Origin of the sequence: Fictibacillus halophilus (assembly GCF_042680145.1) — a bacterium.
Classification (GTDB): domain Bacteria; phylum Bacillota; class Bacilli; order Bacillales; family Fictibacillaceae; genus Fictibacillus; species Fictibacillus halophilus_A.
This window is the reverse complement of sequence record NZ_JBHTNQ010000001.1, coordinates 2,131,514-2,147,816: the sequence shown is the minus strand read 5'-3', so window position 1 is coordinate 2,147,816 and position 16,303 is coordinate 2,131,514. Positions and strand designations below refer to the sequence as shown.

Genomic DNA, 16,303 nt, shown 5'->3' with positions numbered 1-16,303 from the left:
TTTCAGGAGGTCTACATGGAATTTTCTTTACAAATCATAGGTGAATACATGCCATTGTTTTTAAAAGGAACTTGGGTAACAATTCAGCTTTCGTTACTTGGCATTCTTTTTGGAACAATACTTGGTTTATTTATCGGTTTAGGAAAAATTGTGAAAAAGCCATATATTAATTTACCATGTATGTGGTATATCAGTTTCTTTCGGGGAACACCATTGCTTGTTCAGATTTTACTGATTCATTCAGCGCTGATGCCGCTCATAATGAAGCCGCCAAATGTTTTTATTTCGAGTGTGTTAGCATTATCTCTTAATGCTGCTGCCTATATTGCAGAGATTTTCCGGGCTGGAATTCAGTCGATTGATAAAGGACAGATGGAAGCTGCAAGGTCATTAGGCATGAATCACGTACAAGCTATGAAACATGTTATTCTTCCCCAAGCTTCAAGAAGAATGATACCGCCTCTTGGAAATGAATTTATCGTATTGATAAAAGACTCATCACTCGTTTCAATCATTGCCACACCTGAACTAATGTATTATGCCCGGGCGATGATGGGTCAGTATTATCGTCCATGGGAACCATACATGACTGCAGCTCTCATGTATTTGATCCTGACTCTTGGTATGGCTTATATCCTTTCCAAAATTGAACGAAAATTTGTTTATGATTAAACAACTCGGTTTCCGGGTTGTTTTTTCGTTGTTTAACTAACATTTTTCACATTTTTTATGACCTGGTCCCATATATTGTATTATTGAGATTTTATATGGGGGGGACTTGCTTGGTCACGATCGCTTTTTCACACCCGTCTGACGGAATCGCCGTCCTAAAAAAAATAATCCGTTCGGCAGCAAAAAATAAAATTAATCCTTCCTTTGCCAAATTATCTGATGCTTCTTCAAAAATTCTTGAACTGCACATACATGAACATAAAGAATTCATTTTGGATGTGTTAACGGAATTTACAAGGAATAAGGTAGAAGATATTTGTTTAAAGGAAATGATTGAACATGCCTTTTTTTATAGTGACTCTGCTGAACAGAAGGAAATATTCTCAATATCTAAAAGCATTATCTTAGGGGAAATTGAAGGAATTCCAGAGGTCAAAAATCTGCCAAGTCTGTGGGGACTCATACGAGGTCAGTGGCAGTCTATCTTAGCCGAAAAAAGAAACTTCTTAGAGTTTGAAGCTTTTTTAAAGTTTCGTCTTAAAGATTATTTAGCAACTTTGCTTAAGATTGTTGAATGTGCTATTGATGAGTATAAATTAGAGCTTGAGTATCAATTATTTATTGAACAATTACGTACGTGCTTATCAAAACAAAAATCTATTTTGAAAAATGATATTGTAATCATTTTTGATTGTGAGAATGTGGTTATATTTGATGAACAGCAAAATCAGCTATCAAAAACTGACCTAAAGAACTTGCATGACAGGGCATTGAAATTAACGAATGCAGTGAACTTGGATGAACGACTTCTCGGTCCTTTAATCGGATTAGCACCTTCATCTGCCCGGATTTATGCATATGATATGGATCATCCGCTTCTGCAAACGGTAAAAAATATTTTTCAAGAGAAGGTTATAATATCACCAATTGAAAAGATGTCTTTAAAGGATAACCCGTATCCGTATAAAAAAAAGTCATAAACTGTCATTGGCCTCTTGCTTTTTGAAAAGCATCTGCATATAATAAGTTTATAATTTTATCATTTAATCTGTATTGATGAGGACATGAAGCAGCTTTTACGGTTTTTAGAGAGGGAAGTCCCGGCTGAAAGCTTCCTAACACGAAAATTTGCTTTACCACCTTTGAACTTTAGCGGTGAAAAATTTCGAGTAATCGCTGACGGCAGCAGTCCGTTATCCTGTCCGAGTGCCGTAATTTATTATTATTTTGCGGAACAAGGGTGGAACCACGAGATAATCACTCGTCCCTTCTATAGGGACGGGTGTTTTTTGTTTTATATAAATTAAAGGAGATGTTTATTATGTCGTCAATTTCAATTACATTCCCAGACGGATCGGTCAAGGAATTTCCAAAAGGAGTAACTTCAGAACAAGTTGCTGAAAGTATTAGCTCCAGCTTAAAGAAAAAAGCTGTTGCAGGAAAAGTAAACGGGCAATTGTTTGACTTTTCACGCCCAATTGAAGAAGATGCATCAATAGAAATCGTAATGCAGGATTCACAAGAAGGTCTTGAGATGACTCGACACTCAAATGCCCACTTGCTTGCTCAAGCGCTTAAGCGTTTATATCCAGATGTGAAGCTTGGTATCGGACCAGTCATCGATAATGGTTTTTATTATGATGTAGACATGGCTCATAATTTAACACCAGAAGACCTTCCAGCGATAGAAAAAGAAATGAAGAAGATTGTAAATGAAAATCTTCAAATCGTCCGAAAAGAAGTAACACGTGAAGAAGCACTTGAAATATACGAGAAATTAAATGATCATTTAAAACTTGAGCTTATTCGCGATCTTCCTGAAGGAGAAAAGATTACAATCTATGAGCAAGGTGAGTTCTTTGACCTTTGCCGCGGACCGCACGTTCCTTCAACTGGAAAAATCAAAGCTTATAAACTAATGAGCATCTCTGGAGCTTACTGGCGCGGGGACAGCGACAACCAAATGCTTCAGCGTATTTATGGAGCTGCATTCTTGAGCCAAAAAGATCTTGATGAGTATCTGCACTTTATTGAAGAAGCACAAAAGCGCGATCACCGTAAACTAGGAAAAGAATTAGAACTTTTCATGTTCTCAGAAGAAGCGCCGGGAATGCCTTTTTATCTTCCAAACGGTCAAACAATTCGTACAGAGCTTGAAAATTTCTCTCGTGAACTTCAGCGTCAAGTTGATTATGATGAAGTGCGTACACCATTTATGATGAACCAGCGCCTTTGGGAGCAATCAGGACACTGGGATCACTATCATGAAAACATGTATTTCTCTGAAGTAGATGATACAAAGTTCGCGATGAAGCCGATGAACTGCCCAGGCCACATGCTTATCTTTAAAAATAAGCTTCACTCATACAGAGACCTTCCAGTGCGTATGGCTGAATTTGGCCAGGTGCACCGCCACGAATACAGCGGTGCATTAAACGGTATGATTCGTGTACGTACTTTCTGTCAGGATGATGCACATATTTTTGTAACACCACAACAGATTGAAAGTGAAATTAAAAACGTATTTAAGTTAGTTGATAAAATTTACAGCACATTCGGTTTTGAATACTCAGTAGAACTTTCCACTCGTCCTGAAGATTCTATGGGTGATGACCGTTTATGGGAACAAGCTGAAGGTGCATTGAAGAATGTATTAGAAGATCTGGGTATGAACTACCACCTTAACGAAGGTGACGGCGCATTCTATGGTCCTAAAATCGACTTCCACATTAAAGATGCACTTAAGAGAAGCCATCAGTGTGCAACAATTCAGCTGGATTTCCAGATGCCTGAAAAGTTCGACCTTACTTACGTAGATGAAAATAACCAAAAGGTTCGTCCTGTTGTTATTCACCGTGCGATCTATGGTTCGATCGACCGTTTCTTAGGAATTTTAGTCGAGCATTTTGCAGGTGCATTCCCAACTTGGCTGGCACCCGTACAAGTGAAACTGATCCCTGTATCTGATGTTCATAATGAATACGCATATAAGCTGCAGGAAGACTTGAAAGAACATGCCGTACGTGTTGAAATCGACACAAGAAATGAGAAGATGGGTTATAAGATCCGTGAAGCTCAAATGAAGAAGATCCCTTACATGCTTGTTTTAGGCGATAAGGAAATTGAGGATAACGCAGTAAACGTACGTAAATACGGAGAGCAAAAATCTGAAACTGTAACTTATGAAGATTTTAGAGAGAAGATTTTGGCTCAAATTAATGAAAAAAGATAAATAAGATTGAGAGCAGCCGTAGAATAAAGGCTGCTCTTTTAATTTATAACCGCTTGGACAGAAAATGAACGAAGTGGACAGGTTACTGGCTTTTTTAAAAAAACTCTTGCATTACTTTTCAAAACGAAGTAAAATTAATTTCGTTGCTTATTACATTCGCTGTTTGACACATTTCACGCCAATATGTTATAGTATGTAAGGTTAATAAAATAAGCTTAAGCATCAAACAAGCAGAAGCACCCGCTTCTCACCTGATTCGACGCCTATTCGTGGCTGTTGATGGGTAGATGGAATTCAGGCATGTCATTAGTACATAGCCGGTTTACGTGTGGGTGATATATGCGCCGACGCTTTTTTTATTTGCAGAAATAACAAGTCGGGTGTTTTTAACACTCACTGAGAAAATTTGGAGGTGACTTACTATTAGTAAGGACATGTCTGTCAATGAAGGCATTCGTGCACGTGAGGTACGCTTAATCGGTCCTGATGGAAGCCAGCTTGGCATTAAAACAAGACAGGAAGCTTTAGACCTTGCGGCAAACGCAAATCTTGACCTTGTACTCGTTGCTGCAACTGCTAAACCGCCAGTATGTCGTATAATGGACTACGGTAAGTTTAAATACGAGCAACAGCGTAAAGATCGAGAAGCACGAAAAAATCAAAAAGTCATTACGACTAAAGAAATTCGTTTAAGTCCAACAATTGAGGAAAACGACTTCAATACGAAGCTTAGAAATGCCCGTAAGTTCCTTGAAAAAGGCGACAAAGTAAAAGCAAGTATTCGTTTCCGTGGACGTGCAATCACTCATTCTCAAATCGGAAAAACGGTATTAGAGAAATTAGCGAAAGAATGTGAAGATCTTTCTACGGTGGAAACATCACCAAAAATGGAAGGCCGAAGCATGTTTCTTATTCTAGCACCTAAAGCCGAAAAATAATTTTTACCAGGGAGGTAACCATTATGCCTAAAATGAAAACTCATAAAGGTGCTGCAAAGCGCTTTAGAAAAACTGGATCAGGTAAATTAAAGCGTGCGAGCGCTTATACAAGTCACTTGTTTGCTAACAAGTCTACTAAAGCTAAGCGTAAGCTTCGCAAAGCGAAACTTGTTAACAGTGGTGACTACAAGCGTATCCGTACATTGTTAACTTACAAAAAACGTTAATCATACGAAAAGTTGATTTAAAAATAGGAGGTTTTTAATATGCCAAGAGTAAAAGGTGGCTATGTAACACGTCGTCGTCGTAAAAAAGTCCTTAAGCTAGCTAAAGGCTATTTCGGTTCCAAACATAAATTATTTAAAGTAGCTCAACAACAAGTATTCAAATCTTTAATGTACGCTTACCGTGACCGTCGTCAAAAGAAGCGTGATTTCCGTAAGCTTTGGATCACTCGTATTAACGCTGCTGCTCGTACAAACGGTCTTTCTTACAGCCGTTTAATGCACGGTCTTAAATTAGCAGGTATCGACATCAACCGTAAAATGCTTTCTGAAATCGCAATTTCAGACGAAAAAGCTTTTGCACAATTAGCTTCAAAAGCAAAAGACAGCTTAAAAGCTTAAATTTGACTAAAAGAAAAGATCATTTCCTCATTTGATGGAGATGATCTTTTTTACATTCTGAAAGGAAAAGGGAAAAGGTGTTAATCTTATATTTGATCATAATGAATACAGTTGCTTACTTGGTCATGAAAAAAGACAAAATTTATGCACAAGAAGGAAATTGGCGTACGCCTGAATCAAGACTATGGATGCTTGCTATTGCTGGAGGAGCTCCTGGTATGTGGCTTGCAATGAAGAAATTCCGCCATAAAACGAAGCATACGTCATTTCGTAATGGCTTGCCGATTCTAAGTATTTTTATTACCGTTATTGCAGGATGGTTTTTGTAGATTATTAATCCTGCTGCAAATATCGTTTGTCTTTTAAGAATAGCCGCCAGAAAACATAGAAACCTGGTGTTAATATGGCGAGACCTGCTATATACATAATCATTAATGAGTAGAAAGTTTCCGTAGCAGTGAAAGCCTCATAGATGGTTAGATCGGGATAGACGATATATGGCAGATGTGCCATTCCATATCCGACGCTTGCCAGCCCATATTGTAATACTGTTGCGAGCAGTGTAAATCTTGGCCGTCCAATCCCTGGGCGGTTTTGTTTTGGCCACCAAAGAGAAGCGTAGGCGATGCAGAATGCGATTAATGATAAAATGAACCATATTTTTTGATCCATAAGGTTATCAACAAGCCAGCCAGCTTCTGGCGCCATAAATAAAAGGGTGAATAGAGCGGATAACAGTGTCAGCGGTCCAAGAAGTATCGCATTTCCGCGATATAGCCGATATGCATCCTCTCTATTGGAAACACGCGAATAGTCAGCTAGAAAAAGAGAAGATAAGTACAGCTCAGAAGTTAATCCGAATAGCACGTACAGATATAAAGTAGGGCTGGAAAAAAGCTTCCCTAATAAAAGGCTTTGAATCTCTCCATCAACACTGATAAATCCTCCTTGTGAAATAGGAAGTACGGCGATTAGCAGGGATGGGATTAATAGTCCGGAAATTCCTGAAATAAAAAACATCGTCTTCCGGTAGCCTTGCACAGAATAGGAAAATACCATAAAAGCACTCCGGATAGCCAGAAAAAATAGGATCAGCGATACTGGGACAAGCATTACTGTTCCAAGCATATAGGCACCTTTTGGAAAAAAACCTACGAACGCTACAACTAAAAGGACAAGGAAAGTATTCGTTATCTCCCATGTCGGCGAAAGAAAACGATTTGCGATCTTTCCTGCCATTGTTTTGTGATTGTTATAAACCATCGCCCAAAATCCTGCGCCGAAATCAATTGAGCCAAAAATACTGTAGACAAAGATGAAGCTCCACATGATGAGTATCGCAAGTACCTCTTCACTCATACCCATTCCCCTCCTTCCTATCCGTATAGTTTATCCATATCTTTAGACACTGGATTGCGTTTGAAATAAGCAGTCAATATTAAAATCGTCAAAACACTCAATAGAGCATACAAAAGTAAAAACAAGAGGAAAAGCATTCCAAGATTTTCATTCCTCGTGGCTGCTTCTGCAGTTGTTTGAACTCTGTAAATGGTCCATGGCTGTCTGCCGCTGCAGCTGAATACCCAGCCAAATTCAATGCACAGCATGGAAAGCGGACCAGATAAAACGAGAGACCAAAGCAGCCATTTAGGGAAAGGTTTGCCCCTTTTCTTAATAAAGAACCACCAATATAACAATGCGATACCCGCAAGTCCTAATAAAAGTGTTCCAATACCCACCATTAAGTTAAATAAAGTATGCACGTAAAAAGGCGGCCATGTTTCCCGGGGGAATTCATACAAACCTTTTACTTCTGTATCAAACTTTCCTGCTGCAAGCCAGCTCAATGCCCAAGGAATTTCGATGCCGTATTTTACTTCTTCTGTCTTCGGATCGGTGAAGCCGCCTATCGCCAGCGGTGCATATCGCTGTGTTTCAAATAAACCTTCAGCAGCTGCTAGTTTCTCTGGAGAATGCTGATGAAGAATCTGCGCTGAGTGATGCCCCGATAGAGCAGATACGAAACTCATCGTAAAAGCAACCGCAAGAGACATGAACAATCCTTTAAGGTGATAAGCTCGTTCCCGGTCAGAACGCTTTTTTAATAGTTTGAATGCTGCTACTGATGCTACAGCAAAAGCACCTGTCATATAAGCAGTAATCGCTACGTGGAACGCAGAAGATACGAAACTTGGGTTAAAGAATGCGTCCCAAGGATGAACATCATAAATCGTACCATCTGGCTTAATCTTAAAGCCGTCAGGTGTATTCATCCATGTATTTACCGCAGTAATGAGAATAGCTGAAGCAACTGCCCCAAAGGCAACAAAGAAGACTGAGATCAGGCGGAAGTATCTTGGAAGTCTGTCAGCGGCATATACATAGATTGACATGAAAAGAGCTTCTAAGAAAAAAGCAAAGATCTCAATCTGAAAAGGCAGTGAGATTACTTTGCCTACAATTTCCATGAATCCTGGCCAAAGTAAAGAAAGCTGGACACCTACTATTGTTCCAGAGGGAATAGCAACACCTAATAAAACAGCAAACGCCTTAGTCCAGCGCTTTGCCATAATGGCATAATCATTGTCCCCTTTTACTTGGTGGATAATTTCAGCGATAACAATCATTAATGGAAGACCAACACCGAGGGTAGCAAAAATGATATGAAAACCGAGTGATGTGCCAAAAAAAGCTCTCGCGAGTACAACTGTGTCCATGCCGAATCCTCCTAAAAAATAAAACTATGTAAACAAACAATCTATGTTTAAGGTGTCATAAAGCACATAGGTTTATTCATGCGATAAAATTGTCATATAGTGCTCGTCTGCTGTCATATGTTGACTTAAAGGGGAGGTGCGGCGTGTTAGAGGATACTAGTGTTTACATGGAAGTCCTTAAGTTCAGCGGGATTTTTGCCCCTTTGCTCTTTATCCTTTTGCAAGCGTTCAGGCAATTTTTTTTCTTGCCAGTCGGTTTGATCTGTCTTACAGGAGGGATTTTATTCGGTGCAGTAGCAGGCACTTTGTATTCTGTCATCGGGATTACCCTGTCGAGTGTACTCTTTTATTTTGGAATGAAAAGTATGCCGAAGCTTATGGAAAAAGTAAAAAGACTTCAAAGAAAATGGATCGGAAAAAGAATGCCTTTTTCAGTAGGTCAGATTGCCATTTTAAAGATGATTCCATTCATGCATTTTCATCTGTTAAGTCTTTGTTTGATTGAAATTTCGTCAAGTTTTAAAGAATATACGAAAGCGAGCATCATCTCAAACATTCCCATAGCCATCTTTTACTCATCATTCGGATCTATAATGCTTTCCCTGTCTCTTTTAACTTCAGCCATACTGCTTGTTGTGCTTTCAGTCCTGTTTTATTTGCTAAGACGGAAAGAATGGGTCATAAAATGGAGTGAGTTTTTTGAGGAAGAAGCTAAAAATAGAGAAAAACAGCGCATGCCTGCATGAGGCATGCGCTGTTTATGGTAAAAAGTATCACATATGCACTAGATAAATGATAATCCTTCAAATTTTATAAGTAATCCCTGCAATTTTCTTGTTAATTCCGCGAGAATGGATAAGAATCCTGCGAGTTTAAGTAATAAAGCCGCTAGTTTTCATTTTTCGACAACAATATCGGCTATCAGCTTTTTCGAAAATTCATCCTCGAATGTATGACTAGTTAACGTTATAATAGCTTAGGAATGAAAGGCAGGGGACGAACGTGAAAATTAAAAAACTTTTTTCCATGCAGAATGAATTAAATACTCGAATTGTAAAAGAACATAACCTTGAAAATGTTACATTATCCGATCAGAGAAGATTAGCATTTCTTGTTGAGCTAGGGGAGCTTGCCAACGAAACAAGATGCTTTAAATATTGGAGTAAACGTCCAGCATCTGAAAAAGAAGTAATCTTAGAAGAATATGTAGACGGACTGCATTTTGTTTTATCAATTGGACTACAACTAGGTTTTACAGAAATTGAATTGCCCATTGAGGTTGAACTTACAGAAAAGATGGACAAGATAGAGTTAAACCACTTGTTTCTTTCTCTTTATCAGTGGGGAGCTAAATCGTTATCGAAGCAAGAATTTAATTTATTTTTGAATGAATTTTTGGGATTAGGTGTAAAGCTTGGATTTTCGTTTCAAGAGATTGAAGCGGCTTACTTAAATAAAAACGCTGTAAATCACGAGCGTCAGGATTCGGGGTATTAATTAGGAAGATTCCCTATTTAACAAAGTTTGCAAAAACACTTAAAAGTAAAAAACCCGGAAAGACCGGGTTTTATTTTAAGCCGTTTGATAAAGTTGTTAAGATTTCTTCCTTCTTTTGTTCGTCTGAATTCTTCCAGATTACTTCGAAAAGGACACCTAGACCAGGAAGCATTTTTTCTTCTCCGCTCTCTATGGCATCAACGATCGTATCTTGCAATTGTTCTTTATTGTTGCCAGTAACGTTATGCAATACAGCTTTTCTCAAATCAAGATTCATGGATAAGCACCTCTGTTAATATTTTTCTTTTTTTATTGTGCACGTTCTGAACTTGTTTTATGAAAAAATTAATAAATATTTATGATTTAAAGGAGTACTTATTATGAAACACATCGAATCCGACTCCAACGCTTCATTAAAGCAATGGAAAAAACTGCATACAAGAAAGGAAAGAGAAAAAACAGGTACTTTCCTGCTGGAGGGTCCTCATCTTATTGAAGAAGCAATTTCCTCTGGTGCAAAACTTCAGCATGTCATTATTGAAGAGAACTTTGAGATTAGAGAGGATTGGCTCAAAGAGAAATTCACGTTATGGTCTGTTCCTGCAAAGTTAATGAAACAGCTTTCTGAAACAGAGAAACCCCAAGGTATTATTGCTGTGTGCGAAATGACGGAACAGCCCGAAGAACGAATTAAAAGAAATGGACGCTATTTGCTGATTGATGGCGTTCAAGATCCAGGGAACTTAGGAACGATCATTCGTACTGCAGACAGTGCAGGACTTGATGGGGTTTTCTTAGGTGAGGGTACAGCAGATCTTTATAATGGCAAGACAGTTCGTTCTACTCAAGGATCACTATTCCATTTAACGATCACAAAAGCCGATCTAAAAGAAATAATAACAGAATGTAAAGCTGAAGATGTTCCCGTGATTTCAACATCCCTGCAAGAGGCAGTTGATATGAGAGAGCTGCCTGAGATGAACGGATTTGCACTTATCGTGGGAAATGAAGGACAAGGTGTAAAAGAGATGTTTCAAGAAGAATCATCGATTAATGTGAAGATTCCAATATTTGGTCAAGCAGAGTCACTTAACGTTTCAGTTGCAACGGGTATTCTTCTTTATGAGCTTCAGCGCAAAAGATGATGTTTTCTTGTTTTTATATGAGATTCGTTGCAATTCTTGATTTTGTTCATATATAATGTAAAAAGACGAATATGAATAGATCGAAAAAACGCAGATGGAGAAGAGTAGATAATGATTCCGCCAAAAAGGGAGGAAATGTCCTGGACTGTAAGCATTTCTTTGGTAGGTATTATTGAATTCACTCCTGAGTTGCCACCTGAACATTATGGAGTAGGGCTGGCCGGTGAAGAGCCGTTATTAAAATGAAGTGAACAGTGTAATTTCATTGTTAAATTGGGTGGTACCGCGAACTCCTCGTCCCTTATTGGATGAGGAGTTTTTATATTTTTAAGGAGGGGTTGTACTTGAAAGACCGTTTAGAAGCACTAAAAGTAGAAGCGATCGAAAAAATCAATCAAAGTCATGATTTAAAAGATCTTCAAGCTGTTAAGGTAGCTTATCTAGGAAAAAAAGGACCCATTACTGAAGTTTTAAAGGGAATGGGGAAATTGTCAGCAGAAGAAAGACCGGTGATCGGTGCTTATGCGAATGAAGTGCGTGACAGCATTCAGCTTGAACTAGAAAAAAAGCAGACAGAATTAGAAAATGCTGCGATTTCTGAGAAGTTAGCGAAGGAAACAATTGATGTTTCTTTGCCTGGAAGACCTGTAAAACAAGGAAATGCGCATCCGCTAACAGCAGTTGTAACCGAAATTGAGGACTTATTCCTAAGTATGGGCTTTACGATTGCAGAAGGTCCAGAAGTTGAGACAGATTATTATAATTTCGAGGCTCTTAATCTGCCTAAAGGCCATCCGGCTCGAGACATGCAAGATTCTTTCTTTATCACTGAAGACATCTTACTTAGAACACAGACTTCACCGGTTCAAGCTCGTACGATGGAAAAGCATGAAGGTCAAGGTCCTGTGAAAATCATCTCTCCAGGGAAGGTTTATCGAAGAGATAACGATGACGCTACACATTCTCACCAATTCATGCAGATTGAAGGACTTGTGGTTGACCAGAACGTGCGTTTAAGTGACTTAAAAGGTGTTCTTGAAACGTTCGCGAAAAAAATGTTTGGTGAAGACCGTAAAATTCGTTTGCGTCCTAGCTTTTTCCCGTTTACAGAACCGTCTGTAGAAATGGACATTTCTTGTTTTAAATGCAGCGGAAAAGGATGTTCTATCTGTAAACAGACAGGCTGGATTGAAATTTTAGGAGCAGGTATGGTTCATCCAAACGTTCTTGAGATGGCTGGCTTTGATTCTAAGAAGTACACAGGTTTTGCATTTGGTATGGGGCCTGAGCGAATCGCAATGCTTAAATACGGCATAGATGATATCCGCCATTTTTATGCGAATGATATCCGGTTCTTAAAACAATTCAAAAATGCATAATTAGGGAGGGGAAATTTGATGCTAATTTCTTATAACTGGCTAAAAGAGTATGTAAATGTAGAAATCAGTCCGTCAGAACTAGCGGATAAAATAACGAAGAGCGGTATCGAAGTTGAAATGGTTGAATCCTTGAATAAAGGGATCAGCGGAGTTGTTGTCGGGTATGTACAAGAGTGCATACAACATCCAAACGCTGATAAGCTGAGAGTCTGTAAAGTTGATATCGGACAAGGGGAAGTTTCTCAGATCGTTTGCGGTGCACCGAATGTTGCTCAAGGACAAAAGGTAGCAGTAGCAGTTCCTGGAGCAGTGCTGCCTGGGAACTTCAAAATTAAAAAAGCAAAGCTTCGCGGTGAAGAATCCCTTGGAATGATCTGTTCCCTGCAGGAGCTCGGAGTTGACACAAAGCTTGTTCCAAAAGAGTATTCTTCAGGAATTTTTGTGATGCCTTCTGATGCAGAGCCCGGGAGCGATGCATTGGAATATTTAAACTTGAATGACCATGTGCTGGAGCTTGGTCTTACGCCTAACCGCGCAGATTGCCTTAACGTTTTAGGTGTTGCTTATGAAGTAGCCGCTATTTTAGAGCAAGACGTTAAACTTCCAGATACATCGATCACGGCTTCCGAAGAAAAAGCTGAAGAATTTATCTCTGTCAGCATTGAATCTTTAGAAGACAATCCTTATTATGGGGCGATGATCATTCGTAATGTTAAAATAGGACCATCTCCATTATGGATGCAGAATCGTTTAATGGCTTCAGGAATTCGCCCGATCAATAATATTGTTGATATTACAAACTATGTTCTACTTGAATATGGCCAGCCGCTCCACGCATTTGACTACAACCGTCTGGGTTCAAAGGAGATTGTAGTTCGGCGTGCTGCAGAAGGTGAACAAATTCAGACACTCGATGATCAGGACCGCTCATTGAAAGACACTCACTTAGTGATTACAAATGGCAAAGAGCCGATTGCAGTTGCAGGTGTTATGGGTGGAGCAACTAGTGAAGTGCAAAATGATACAACGAACGTGCTCCTAGAAGCAGCATATTTCGCTTCAAGCCGTGTGAGAGCAGCTTCAAAAGATCTAGGCTTGCGAAGTGAAGCAAGTTCAAGATATGAAAAAGGAATCGACCGCAACCGTGTTTATGCAGCAGCGAAAAGAGCGGCAGGGTTAATGGCTGAATTAGCTGGCGGTAAAGTAGCAGATGGAATCGTAGAAGCTGGAAAACGCGAAGTGAATACGTATTCTGTAAAAATGGATGTTTCTAGAATGAATAATCTGCTTGGAACGACTATCACAGCTGAACAAACTTCTGCTATTTTTGATCGTTTAGGTTTTTCGTACAAAGAATCAGACGGTGTATTTGAAGTTGTTGTTCCTACTAGAAGACCTGATATTACAATCGAGGCTGATTTAATTGAAGAAGTTGGGCGGATTTATGGATACGATCGCATCCCTACGACGTACCTTTTATCAGAGGCTCGTCCTGGAGGTTTAACAGCAAGTCAGGCTAAGCGCCGTGAGATTCGTAAATATTTAGAAGGTGCCGGTCTTTATCAAGCAGTAACTTACGCATTGACAACACCAGAAAAATCTACGCATTTCTCATACACTGAAGATGCTGTTTACCCAATTTCAGTTGCTCATCCGATGAGTGAAGAGCGCAGTACTTTGCGTATGAGTTTATTGCCTCAGCTTCTGGAAGTGCTTCATTATAACCAGAATCGCTCTATGGAAGATTTGGCAGTTTATGAAATGGGATCAGTTTTCATTAATCGCCAGAAAGTTTTAAACGATCTTCCTGAAGAATACGTGTTTGTTTCAGGAGCTGTAACAGGCGTATTCAACGAACACTTGTGGCAAGGCGAAAGGAAAACAGTAGATTTCTATGTGTTAAAAGGGATCTTAGAAGGTCTAATGAGTGAATTGAATCTTTCTGAACGCATTACGTATGAGTCTGCTGAAATTGAAAACATGCACCCTGGAAGAACTGCGGTTGTAAAACTGGATGGTATACCAGTTGGGCTTGTAGGTCAGCTTCACCCAGCACTTCAAAAAGGGTTGGATTTAAAAGACACTTACGTGTTCGAGCTGAACGCAACGAGTCTGATCGAAGCAGAAACAGAGCAAATGGTATATCAGACATTGCCGCGTTATCCTTCAATCACTCGTGACATTGCTTTAGTCGTTGATCAAGACTTGCCTGCAGGCGATCTGTTCACAGTAATTCAAGCTGCTGGCGGTGAGCTGCTAAAAGAAGTAAATCTGTTTGATCTGTATCAAGGAGAGAAGATGGAAGAAGGTAAGAAATCACTTGCTTTCTCTTTAAAATATTTTGATCCAGAACGTACACTGACTGACGAAGAAGTTGTATCAGCACACAATCGCGTTTTAAAAAGTTTAGAAGAACACTTTGGAGCGCAGTTAAGAAAATAAAGGTAAAAAGAAACTGGCTTGCTTTCATGCAAGCCGGTTTTTATTTGATTTAGTATTCATTTTAAGCTTTTACGGTACGTGTTCTTTTATTCCTTACACGTTCGCCCAGTATTTTGGACTTACACCCAAACAAGTACACGTTTCACCCCAATGCGGCCTGGTTTCACCCGAACGCTGCCGAGTTTCACCCAATATCCATACACGACCGCCCCAGACGCATTTTTTCAAGCATCACAGCCCAATGCCATATTGGATTACGCCTCAAACCAGTGTTTCTGCTTATAAATGCAGATCATGTTCGCTTTTTCTTCAACAGATTCAACGCTTTTTGAGTGTTTGCAAAATGTTTTTTTGTTGCTGTATCGAAAACGGATTCCCCAAACTTTTCTGCTAGTTCAGCCGCTTTCACATCAACATGAGGTCCGGCACCTTTTGGGATTATAGTGTTAAATCGTGCTCCGAGTTTATCCATTTCCTTTAAAAAGCTGTATCTTGCTAAAATAGAGGCTGCAGCCACTGCAAGATGAATAGATTCACCTTTTGTAGCAAAATAGATGCCTTCTTTTAAAAGGTTTTTCTCTTTCGTTAAGTAGTTAAAATACACACCGGGTTCGCAAAACTGATCTACTAATATTCCATCGATCTCTTCTCCTTCTATCTTAGCCTTCACATTCTGAAGAGCGCGATTATGCAGGATCGCTTTAATTTTCCCCTGAGTCATTCCTTTTTGCTGAAGCTCATTGTATTTTTCGTTATTAAGAACAAGGAGAGAATAGGGAACTGTGTGAATAAGTTCTTTCGCAATCTGGATAATCTGCTTATCGTTTAAATGCTTGGAATCTTTAACGCCAAGTTCCCTTACCAGTTCAAGCTGATCGCGTGATACATAAGCTGCTGCAACTGTCATTGGTCCGAAATAATCACCTGTACCAACCTCATCGCTTCCGATCATCGATAATTCTGCAGCATTTTGAGGCGGTGCATAACGATGCGGAGGTTTAGATGTTTTGCTTTTTACTTTAGATGGTGAGACTTGACCTGAAAATTTTTGAGAAGCTTCTTCTGCTCCTTTACCTTGAAACAGTACTTTCCCCGAATTGTAAGCTGTTACTGTACAATCTGGAAGTTTTGCAGAGAAGACAGCACCAGGCGGAGTTTTATCCTGAACGGCATGAGCCAGATCTTTTTTCATTGCTAAGATTTCGGTATTCGTCATTTTTTTTACAACATGAGCCATTATAAATGCCCCCTAAAGTTATTGGATTTCCAAATATATCAAAATTTCTCTAGAAATGAACAGAAATATTTTCAACTATGTAAGATATTTGATAAGATGTAGATTAGAGTATTCATCAAATGATCGATCCTTTTTATGACAAGGAGGTTTTTTCGTGGCGGGAGACAAAAATAAAAACCGTACGACGGTCGAGATCTATGGACAGCGTTATGTAATTGCAGGGACCGAACCTTCCAGCCACATTCATTTAGTAGCTGATAAAGTAGATTTGAAAATGAGAGAAATTCAGTCTCATAACCGGTTTCTTGATTCGAAACAACTCGCTGTACTGACAGCGGTAAATACAATGAGTGAATATTTAAAGATTAAAGAAGAGCTGAAAAAATTGCAACAAAGAATTGGAAAAGAGGAAAGTTAA

Annotated in this window: 17 protein-coding genes and 2 other annotated features; of the genes, 13 read left to right on the top strand and 4 right to left on the bottom strand. The window is 39.2% G+C overall.

All coding sequences use genetic code 11. The features are described from left to right. Positions 1-15 precede the first annotated feature (15 nt). The 7 genes from ACFQ4X_RS11070 to ACFQ4X_RS11040 all read left to right on the top strand — a co-directional run bounded on the left by ACFQ4X_RS11070 (position 16) and on the right by ACFQ4X_RS11040 (position 5,797). Complete coding sequence (locus ACFQ4X_RS11070) at positions 16-672, top strand: amino acid ABC transporter permease (protein ID WP_379835118.1); 657 nt, start codon at positions 16-18, stop codon at positions 670-672. A 110-nt stretch (positions 673-782) separates the two neighbouring features. Further along, complete coding sequence (gene ytxC, locus ACFQ4X_RS11065) at positions 783-1,652, top strand: sporulation protein YtxC (protein WP_379835116.1); 870 nt, start codon at positions 783-785, stop codon at positions 1,650-1,652. Between the two features lie 64 nt (positions 1,653-1,716). Beyond that, positions 1,717-1,944, top strand: a binding site (T-box leader). A 49-nt stretch (positions 1,945-1,993) separates the two neighbouring features. Then, entirely contained in the window at positions 1,994-3,904 is a 1,911-nt protein-coding gene (thrS, locus tag ACFQ4X_RS11060; protein WP_379835114.1) for a threonine--tRNA ligase, read from the top strand. Between the two features lie 434 nt (positions 3,905-4,338). Further along, positions 4,339-4,842, top strand: a complete 504-nt coding sequence (gene infC, locus ACFQ4X_RS11055) for a translation initiation factor IF-3 (RefSeq protein WP_066291547.1) — start codon at positions 4,339-4,341, stop codon at positions 4,840-4,842. A gap of 23 nt (positions 4,843-4,865) precedes the next feature. Further along, complete coding sequence (gene rpmI / locus ACFQ4X_RS11050) at positions 4,866-5,069, top strand: 50S ribosomal protein L35 (protein WP_066291545.1); 204 nt, start codon at positions 4,866-4,868, stop codon at positions 5,067-5,069. 39 nt (positions 5,070-5,108) lie between these two features. After that, positions 5,109-5,468 carry a 50S ribosomal protein L20 gene (gene rplT / locus ACFQ4X_RS11045; RefSeq protein WP_379835112.1) on the top strand — a complete coding sequence of 120 codons (360 nt, stop codon included), beginning with the start codon at positions 5,109-5,111 and terminating at the stop codon, positions 5,466-5,468. A 77-nt stretch (positions 5,469-5,545) separates the two neighbouring features. After that, positions 5,546-5,797 (top strand): DUF1294 domain-containing protein, encoded by a 252-nt coding sequence (locus tag ACFQ4X_RS11040; protein ID WP_379835111.1) that lies wholly within the window; start codon positions 5,546-5,548, stop codon positions 5,795-5,797. 4 nt (positions 5,798-5,801) lie between these two features. On the opposite strand, the gene ACFQ4X_RS11035 is transcribed toward ACFQ4X_RS11040, so the two are convergent. Both ACFQ4X_RS11035 and ACFQ4X_RS11030 read right to left on the bottom strand, forming a co-directional pair. Further along, positions 5,802-6,827 (bottom strand): cytochrome d ubiquinol oxidase subunit II, encoded by a 1,026-nt coding sequence (locus ACFQ4X_RS11035; RefSeq protein ID WP_379835109.1) that lies wholly within the window; start codon positions 6,825-6,827, stop codon positions 5,802-5,804. A 17-nt stretch (positions 6,828-6,844) separates the two neighbouring features. Continuing rightward, positions 6,845-8,185: a cytochrome ubiquinol oxidase subunit I gene (locus ACFQ4X_RS11030; RefSeq protein WP_379835107.1), complete on the bottom strand. Its 1,341-nt coding sequence runs from the start codon at positions 8,183-8,185 to the stop codon at positions 6,845-6,847. Positions 8,186-8,328: 143 nt separating this feature from the next. On the opposite strand from ACFQ4X_RS11030, the gene ACFQ4X_RS11025 reads away from it, so the two are divergent. Both ACFQ4X_RS11025 and ACFQ4X_RS11020 read left to right on the top strand, forming a co-directional pair. Beyond that, positions 8,329-8,931 carry a TVP38/TMEM64 family protein gene (locus ACFQ4X_RS11025; RefSeq protein ID WP_379835106.1) on the top strand — a complete coding sequence of 201 codons (603 nt, stop codon included), beginning with the start codon at positions 8,329-8,331 and terminating at the stop codon, positions 8,929-8,931. 256 nt (positions 8,932-9,187) lie between these two features. Then, the gene (locus ACFQ4X_RS11020; protein WP_379835104.1) at positions 9,188-9,682 is read left to right on the top strand and encodes a dUTP diphosphatase; all 495 of its coding nucleotides are present in this window, start codon (positions 9,188-9,190) and stop codon (positions 9,680-9,682) included. A gap of 70 nt (positions 9,683-9,752) precedes the next feature. Here the strand turns inward: ACFQ4X_RS11020 and sspI are convergent, their stop codons facing one another. After that, positions 9,753-9,959, bottom strand: a complete 207-nt coding sequence (gene sspI / locus ACFQ4X_RS11015; RefSeq protein ID WP_066291537.1) for a small acid-soluble spore protein SspI — start codon at positions 9,957-9,959, stop codon at positions 9,753-9,755. Between the two features lie 103 nt (positions 9,960-10,062). On the opposite strand from sspI, the gene ACFQ4X_RS11010 reads away from it, so the two are divergent. From ACFQ4X_RS11010 to pheT, 3 genes are all read left to right on the top strand, one after another. Continuing rightward, the gene (locus ACFQ4X_RS11010) at positions 10,063-10,827 is read left to right on the top strand and encodes a TrmH family RNA methyltransferase (RefSeq protein WP_379835102.1); all 765 of its coding nucleotides are present in this window, start codon (positions 10,063-10,065) and stop codon (positions 10,825-10,827) included. A gap of 82 nt (positions 10,828-10,909) precedes the next feature. After that, positions 10,910-11,132, top strand: a binding site (T-box leader). Between the two features lie 39 nt (positions 11,133-11,171). Continuing rightward, positions 11,172-12,206: a phenylalanine--tRNA ligase subunit alpha gene (gene pheS / locus ACFQ4X_RS11005; RefSeq protein ID WP_379835100.1), complete on the top strand. Its 1,035-nt coding sequence runs from the start codon at positions 11,172-11,174 to the stop codon at positions 12,204-12,206. Between the two features lie 18 nt (positions 12,207-12,224). Continuing rightward, positions 12,225-14,648: a phenylalanine--tRNA ligase subunit beta gene (pheT, locus tag ACFQ4X_RS11000; protein WP_379835099.1), complete on the top strand. Its 2,424-nt coding sequence runs from the start codon at positions 12,225-12,227 to the stop codon at positions 14,646-14,648. A gap of 292 nt (positions 14,649-14,940) precedes the next feature. Here pheT and rnhC read toward each other — a convergent pair whose 3' ends face one another. Continuing rightward, complete coding sequence (rnhC, locus tag ACFQ4X_RS10995) at positions 14,941-15,885, bottom strand: ribonuclease HIII (protein ID WP_379835097.1); 945 nt, start codon at positions 15,883-15,885, stop codon at positions 14,941-14,943. A gap of 154 nt (positions 15,886-16,039) precedes the next feature. Here rnhC and zapA point away from each other — a divergent pair, with 154 nt between their 5' ends. After that, entirely contained in the window at positions 16,040-16,303 is a 264-nt protein-coding gene (zapA, locus tag ACFQ4X_RS10990; protein WP_379835096.1) for a cell division protein ZapA, read from the top strand.

Excerpts from the sequence above, each read along its gene's own strand:
- pheT (WP_379835099.1), top strand. The coding sequence starts at position 12,225 with ATGCTAATTTCTTATAACTGGCTAAAAGAGTATGTAAATGTAGAAATC.
- ACFQ4X_RS11035 (WP_379835109.1), bottom strand. The coding sequence starts at position 6,827 with ATGAGTGAAGAGGTACTTGCGATACTCATCATGTGGAGCTTCATCTTT.
- rpmI (WP_066291545.1), top strand. The coding sequence starts at position 4,866 with ATGCCTAAAATGAAAACTCATAAAGGTGCTGCAAAGCGCTTTAGAAAA.
- sspI (WP_066291537.1), bottom strand. The coding sequence starts at position 9,959 with ATGAATCTTGATTTGAGAAAAGCTGTATTGCATAACGTTACTGGCAAC.
- rplT (WP_379835112.1), top strand. The coding sequence starts at position 5,109 with ATGCCAAGAGTAAAAGGTGGCTATGTAACACGTCGTCGTCGTAAAAAA.
- thrS (WP_379835114.1), top strand. The coding sequence starts at position 1,994 with ATGTCGTCAATTTCAATTACATTCCCAGACGGATCGGTCAAGGAATTT.
- ACFQ4X_RS11010 (WP_379835102.1), top strand. The coding sequence starts at position 10,063 with ATGAAACACATCGAATCCGACTCCAACGCTTCATTAAAGCAATGGAAA.
- ACFQ4X_RS11070 (WP_379835118.1), top strand. The coding sequence starts at position 16 with ATGGAATTTTCTTTACAAATCATAGGTGAATACATGCCATTGTTTTTA.
- infC (WP_066291547.1), top strand. The coding sequence starts at position 4,339 with ATGTCTGTCAATGAAGGCATTCGTGCACGTGAGGTACGCTTAATCGGT.
- ACFQ4X_RS11030 (WP_379835107.1), bottom strand. The coding sequence starts at position 8,185 with ATGGACACAGTTGTACTCGCGAGAGCTTTTTTTGGCACATCACTCGGT.
- rnhC (WP_379835097.1), bottom strand. The coding sequence starts at position 15,885 with ATGGCTCATGTTGTAAAAAAAATGACGAATACCGAAATCTTAGCAATG.